The sequence below is a fragment of the Rhodococcus baikonurensis genome (assembly GCF_040489275.1).
Classification (GTDB): Bacteria; Actinomycetota; Actinomycetes; order Mycobacteriales; family Mycobacteriaceae; genus Rhodococcus_F; species Rhodococcus_F baikonurensis.
The window spans coordinates 1-5,992 of the sequence record NZ_JBEUOQ010000052.1 but is presented as its reverse complement, the minus strand read 5'-3'; the positions used below and the strand labels follow the sequence as shown (position 1 = coordinate 5,992).

Annotated in this window: 5 protein-coding genes and 1 pseudogene; 1 reads left to right on the top strand and 5 read right to left on the bottom strand. The window is 68.2% G+C overall.

What is annotated here, in order from left to right:
- Window positions 1–388, top strand: a pseudogene (locus ABWI03_RS34230) (hypothetical protein); the annotation flags it as partial.
- A 293-nt stretch (window positions 389–681) separates the two neighbouring features.
- Here ABWI03_RS34230 and ABWI03_RS33925 read toward each other — a convergent pair.
- The 5 genes from ABWI03_RS33925 to ABWI03_RS33905 all read right to left on the bottom strand — a co-directional run bounded on the left by ABWI03_RS33925 (window position 682) and on the right by ABWI03_RS33905 (window position 5,746).
- Window positions 682–1,875, bottom strand: a complete 1,194-nt coding sequence (locus ABWI03_RS33925) for a calcium/sodium antiporter (RefSeq protein WP_298773723.1) — start codon at window positions 1,873–1,875, stop codon at window positions 682–684.
- A 119-nt stretch (window positions 1,876–1,994) separates the two neighbouring features.
- On the bottom strand, window positions 1,995–2,552 hold the full coding sequence (locus tag ABWI03_RS33920; protein ID WP_298773721.1) for a hypothetical protein: 558 nt from the start codon (window positions 2,550–2,552) through the stop codon (window positions 1,995–1,997).
- 236 nt (window positions 2,553–2,788) lie between these two features.
- On the bottom strand, window positions 2,789–4,258 hold the full coding sequence (locus tag ABWI03_RS33915) for a site-specific integrase (RefSeq protein ID WP_298773719.1): 1,470 nt from the start codon (window positions 4,256–4,258) through the stop codon (window positions 2,789–2,791).
- 25 nt (window positions 4,259–4,283) lie between these two features.
- Window positions 4,284–4,619: a helix-turn-helix domain-containing protein gene (locus ABWI03_RS33910; protein WP_298773717.1), complete on the bottom strand. Its 336-nt coding sequence runs from the start codon at window positions 4,617–4,619 to the stop codon at window positions 4,284–4,286.
- The gene (locus ABWI03_RS33905) at window positions 4,616–5,746 is read right to left on the bottom strand and encodes a tyrosine-type recombinase/integrase (protein ID WP_298773715.1); all 1,131 of its coding nucleotides are present in this window, start codon (window positions 5,744–5,746) and stop codon (window positions 4,616–4,618) included. Before ABWI03_RS33905 ends, ABWI03_RS33910 begins: the two co-directional genes overlap by 4 nt.
- Window positions 5,747–5,992 lie beyond the last annotated feature (246 nt).

Here is a 5,992-nt window from a genome sequence, read left to right as displayed (position 1 = left end):
TACTGATCAGGTGCCGGGTTCTGAGGTGTCGAGTTTTCGGTGGGGTTGGACGCAGCACGTGGCGGAGCGGACCCAGGCGGGCGGCGCTGGCGCCCAACCTGGGCGTGGTCTCTGTCGGCGACGACACCGCCTCTTCCTGGTGGACACCCCGGAGCAGCGGCGGATCGGGATCTCCGACTCCCTCGAGCTGGCGTGGCGGGACTGGCTCGGCTCCGCCGGGTTCGACCGCCCCGAGGGCCACTGGCCGCGGCAGTGGGCGCGGGCGTACGTCGAGTTCGCCGCCGGGGAGAAGCGAAAATACCTGCACGACCTGGGCCTGCGGATCATCCCCACCGTCGGCGGGGAACGTGGACCTGCTGCAGACGCTCACGCACGCCAGGCTCGCCGCCCCGTGAGGTCGAGGGCGGCTGCCAGGCTCGAGCAGCAGCGCGACCAGCCTGAGTTGGGCGTCGAAGGACAGCCCCGCCTCGGGCTCGTCGCCGAGTACGTGTACGGGACGGACCGCTGGGAAGGCTTCCGTGTGCACCCGCTGCCGGCTTCGGTGGCGGCGGCGTGCACGGCTACAACTCGTTGGAGGGCACGTTCCTCGGAGGCTGCATCTTCTCGGGGATGAAGGCCGGCCGGGCGATGGCGCGGGAGGTCTGATCGAGGCAGGCACCGCCGGCGCGGCGGTCGTCGCTGTCATGCGCGCGGCGGGGAGGCCCCTGAGCCGCCGGCCGCCGCGTCCTGAGCAGCACTGTCACCTGTGACCGGCCGCCCGCGGGTCTGCGCCCGCCCACGCAGCACACCGAGTTCGTAGGTGGCCAGCACTATCAACCACAGAGCGGTGATGGGGATGACAAACCACAGCATCGCGGCACTGAACGGCCCCAGCGCGTCGTGGTCGGCCGCCTGGAGCACGACGTAGGCGATGTACGCGGCGTAGAAACCGGTGAAGAGAACGCCCTCCCACCGTGCGATCGCCAGGCCGGTGAAGGCGATCGGGAGCAGTGCCAGGGACACCGCGAGCATGATCGGCAGGTCGAAGCGGATGGCCCCGGCCGCGATCTCGATCGGCGCGATGAGTGAGGTCATCCCCAGAACGGCACCTATGTTGAACATGTTGCTGCCCACGATGTTTCCGATCGCCAGGTCGCGCTCGCCTCGGATCGCCGCGACCATGCTCGTCGCGAGTTCGGGAAGGGATGTCCCGACGGCCACCACCGTGAGGCCGATGACCAGGTCACTCATTCCCCATGCCGCCGCGAGGTCGCTCGCCGCGGTGACGAGTAGCCGTGCCCCGATCACGAGCAGCGCCACCCCGGCGATCACGAGAGCGCTGTTGAGGAGGACCGGGTGCGAGGTGTCGCCGCCGGTAGGCGTCGTCTCGCCCGCGCTGTCACCGGCCGGGGCGTCCAATGCCTCGGTGGCGCGGTCTCCGTCCTGTTTGCGCGCGATGACGATCGTCGCGGTCGTATAGGTCACGAGGCCGGCGAACAGCAGCAGACCGTCGAGGAAGCTGATCGTGCCGTCGAGGGCCACCAGAAGCACGACCAGAGAGAACAGCACCATGATGGGGATGTCGACTCGCACGATCCGGGACGTCGCCACCAGAGGGGCGACGATCGCGGTCAGCCCCAGGATGAGCAGGATGTTCGCGATGTTGCTGCCCACCACGTTGCCGACGGCCAACCCCGGGTATCCGCTCAGCGCGGCATCGACGCTTACCGCGAACTCCGGCGCCGAGGTGGCGAAGGCGACGACGGTGAGTCCCACCACCAGCGGGGAGATCCCGAGGGTCGCGGCCAGACCGCCGGCGCCCCGCACCAGCACTTCGCCGCCGCCGATGAGCAGGACGAACCCCACCGCGAGCGCGGCCACCGTCAGGGCGCTCATGTCAGCTCCGATCGGGTGGTGATGAACCCCGGTCCGGCTGGCGGTGACGGCCTTGTTGCATTACCCATGGGTCGATGATCCCGTGCCGGACTCCGGTCTGTCGATGCGCCGGCAGCGATTCAGCCGGCGGAGGCGACCGCCAGCGGCAGGACAGCCGGGACCCCGGACGAGCGGAGATGCCGGGCTGCCTCGGTGATCGTCCACCCCGTCCCGAGCAGGTCGGCGACCAGGAGGACGGGGCCGTCGGACGCTGTCGACGGGCCGGAGAACGTGCCCCACAGCTGGGCCACGCGGTAGGCCGAGTTCTGGGCGGTCACCGTCGGGAGCGCCTCGTCGCGGCTGAGTTCGCCGAGGTAGTCCATACGGCCCATCTGTGACAGCGCGCGCGCCAGGCTCTGCACGAGGATCGGGTGCTCGCCGGTGAGTAGCGCCGCGACACCGGTCGGGCGGTCGTCCCAGCCCCACTCGCGCAGGACCGGTACGCAGGCGCGGGCCAGCCACTCGGGTGCGTCCTGGTCGGGCTCGGCGAGCAGGGCGCGCAGCTTCTGGCCCAGGCCCAGATCGGTGAGGCGTGCCAGAGCGCGGCCCTCCGCGGGACCGTCGGCGATCTTGCCCTTGAGCGGGACGTCGAGCTTGGCCAGGCCGGTGGGCCGCTGGCGGCGCGGAGGCAGCAGCACGCCGGGCCGCTCGAGCGCTTCGCGGGCCGGGTCAGCGCGCCCGAGTCGACGGAGGTGGTGCGTCGCTGGGGTCCGGGGGCGCAGATACGGCCAGTTCACGGGCGCCAGCCCGGGGAGAAGATCGGCTCGGTTCTGTACTCGCCACGCGCAGGTCCGCGCACCTGTCCGGACGCCAGTGGGTAACAGCGGAAACGCGTAACGATACTGGTTTCCGGGTGCTGTTGAGTCGCGGTTGATCAGGGGCCGGGTTCTTGGTGGAGTTCGGGGTAGGCGCTCCAGGTGGCGCCGCTGATGAATGCGTGGCGTTCGGTTGTTTGAGCTCTGTATCCGAACTGGGTTGCCGCGATCGCCGGGGGAATGCTGCGGACCAGCTCGCGCATCGCGCTGTTGCGTGCGCCTCGAAGATCGATCCCGTTGTCGCGGAGCTTGCCCATCAGGGTCTGCGGGTTGATGTGATGACCTGCAGTGACCCCGGGAAATAGCCACTGGGATGTTCGGTTGGCAGCGGTGGTCATGTTGGGGCGATGGGCGATGAGTGCGGTCACCGGGTCGGCGAGCGGATGCGGGAGTGCTACCTCGGCGTCGGCGAAGCGGATCCACAGGCCGTCGCTGTCGTCGGTTCTCAGTGCGTCCAGTCGGATGGCGGCGATGCGCGAAACTGGTTGCGCGCAGATCAGCAGCAGGACCGTGGCGGCTTTGACCCACACCGGGGTCTCTCGCCGTTCCAGAATCGTGGCCAGCTGAGCGTAGCGCTCATCGTCGCTGGTCATGGGACTGGTTCGAGCCCGTCGGTGGGGGAACGCGAGGTGGGCGGCCATGTGTTGGTGCTTGATGCACCACTTGACGAACATCCTGGCGGTGCTGCGGGTGGTCGGCCCGGTAACGAGCCAGGTGTCGATATCGGACTGTGTCGCTTCCGCCAGCGCAGTGTTACGGGTGTAGAGCCAGTTGACGAAGTCGATCGCCACGGTGATCTCCTGTTTGGCGTTGGCGATCGGCCCGTTCTCCAGGGGTTGGCGCTGCGCGCGGGCGCGGAGGTTGCGCAGGTGATGCCAGGTGGCGAATCCGGTGATGACCTGCTGCGATTGGTGGATTGGTGTGGAGGCGAGCTTTTTCTCGAGCCAGCTGGTGAAGCGGTCGAGGTTGCGGTCATAGGGCGCGAGGATTCCGCAGCTGATGAACAGGTCCCGTAGGTGACGTGCGGTGCGCTCGGCGGGGTAGTGGGCGAAGGTGTCGTGACTGATGGTCAAGCGGTGTTGCGCGAACCCGTCCAGGAGCTGGCGCACGTCGGGATTGCGTAGCCAGATGAGCGCACTTCGCGGGTGGTCCTGGCTGGTCAGCGCATCGAGTAGCGGTTTCAGCTCGGCCGAGACGAATCCGGTGTCGGCGGTGGTGAGCAGGGCGGTCAGGTCGTCGGTGAGGCAGCATCGGGCGCAGAGTCCGCGCCGGTGGGGTTCGTCCTGATCGCCGCAGCGGGTGCAGATCAGGCGGGGATCGTCGATCCCTGCACAGTCGGTGCAGATGGCCTGGTTGCCTGAGAGTCCGGGGAGGAGCCGGTCCGGGGTCAGGCAGCGAGGACACGTTCCGCGGCGACGGGTGGCCTGTTGGTAGCAACGGCGGCAGACGAAGCCCTCTGGCCAGCGCACGCCGCGAGGCTGGCGCTCGTCGTCGCACCGTGTGCAGTGGTACTTCGATGTGTCAGCCATGTGTGTCGCCTGCGCGGGGGTCCGTCTACGCCGGTGGGCCGGGTCGGTGGATGTGGGCCCGCTTCGGTCGCAGCGGACCATCAGCTGAGGGGGAGACGTCGGTGGCGGTGCGCCGCGAGGGTGCGGCGTCGACACGGAAGTCGCAGAGGTCCTCGACGCTGCAGTCCAGAACGTGGCACAGGGCGCCGAGCAGCGCCAGGGGCAGCCGGTCCGGGGTGCGTCCGAGGAGGCGGTAGAGCTGCGAGGCGGAGAGCTCGATGCCGACCTCATGCAGCGGGGTGATCAGGTCAGACAGGTTGTGCATGTCTCGGTCGGTCATGACTTGGCGTAGTCGCCACTGGTAGGCGATCCGGTGCTTCATGTCTCGTTCGTCCTTTCGGGCAGGCGGCCGGCTGCGGCACGTAGGGCGGCGGCTACGACGCGGCTGCGGTAGTCGGGGGAGACGAAGGTGTAGAGCGAGGTGGTCGAGGCGTACTCGTGTCCGACTTGCTCTTGGATGAAGCGGGTGTCGTAGCCGGACTCGACAAGCAGCGTGACGTAGCTGCGGCGCAGGGAGTGAAAGTCCAGTCCGGGGTCGGTCAGGCCGGCTGTGTCACAGAGTTCGGCGAAGCTGTGGGACAGTGCCCCGTTCGAGATTCGTTCGGATCGTTCGGTTGGAAACAATGCGGTCCCGGTGGTGCGGTCGAAGCTGGTGCGCCCCTGGTCGATCCACTGCTCGAGGCAGTCGATCACCCACGCGGTCTCTGGGACGGTCAGTACGCCGCGCCGTTTGGCGGGGGATCCTTTGCCGGGCTTGCCGTACCGGACGTAGCAGACCCCGAATCGGCCGAACTGCCGTGCACGCGGATTCGGCCCAAAATCCGTCAGGTCCAGCATGCGAACTTCGTTGCGGCGCAGGCCCCATGCGTAGGCGACCTTGGTGATCGTCGCGGTTCGCAGCGCGACCATCGCCCCCTTCGTGCCGACCTCGTAGCGGCGGGTGACCTGCTCGTCCGCGGTATCGCACAGGTCCTGCAGCTCGTCGGTGGTGTACGCCCGTTTGCGTGGGTCGCCGGGACCCTCGTGGACGTGGCGGGCCGAGTTGGCCTCGGTAATGACCTGTACGGGATGCGTGGCGAACCGGTCCTGGCATTGCTCGGCCCACTCGTAGGCCGGGTCGAGCAGGTAGTCCATGAAGTGCCGCAGCGCACCTTGATAGTTCAGGACGGTGCTGTGCGCTATGCCGTGGACTCCGCGTAGTTCGGTGATCCAGTCATCGGCCATCGCTGGCGTCCAGGTCCAGGGGCCGTCGGCATCGCAGAAGTCCCGGAACCGCCGTATCGTGGCCACCCGCGCCGAGATCGTGCCGGCAGACAGGTTTCGTGCCAGCTGCTGGTGAGACCAGCCGGTGACCATCGCCTCGAACACCGAGGCTTCCGGACGTAGAACAGCGATACCGTCGGCCAGCTGCAACCGCGCCGACCCTGGAGGAAGATCCTGCTGCGACATCTCGCACCGCCCAAAAATGGCTCGCGTCTTGTGCGAAAGTGTCGCATGAAATGCGAATCGCGACAAGAGGCCGCAGGTAGCAGCGCCGCCACCATCCCGCCATCGGCTGGCGGTCACGGTCCAACAAGGGCGGAAGCGCTGGCCCGGCACCTGCTCACGCGCAGGTCACGAGGCCAGTCGGGCACTACGGGCGAGGGGCAGTTCGGGGAGGGGTCGAGTTCGCACAATCTACAACTCGGCATCGTT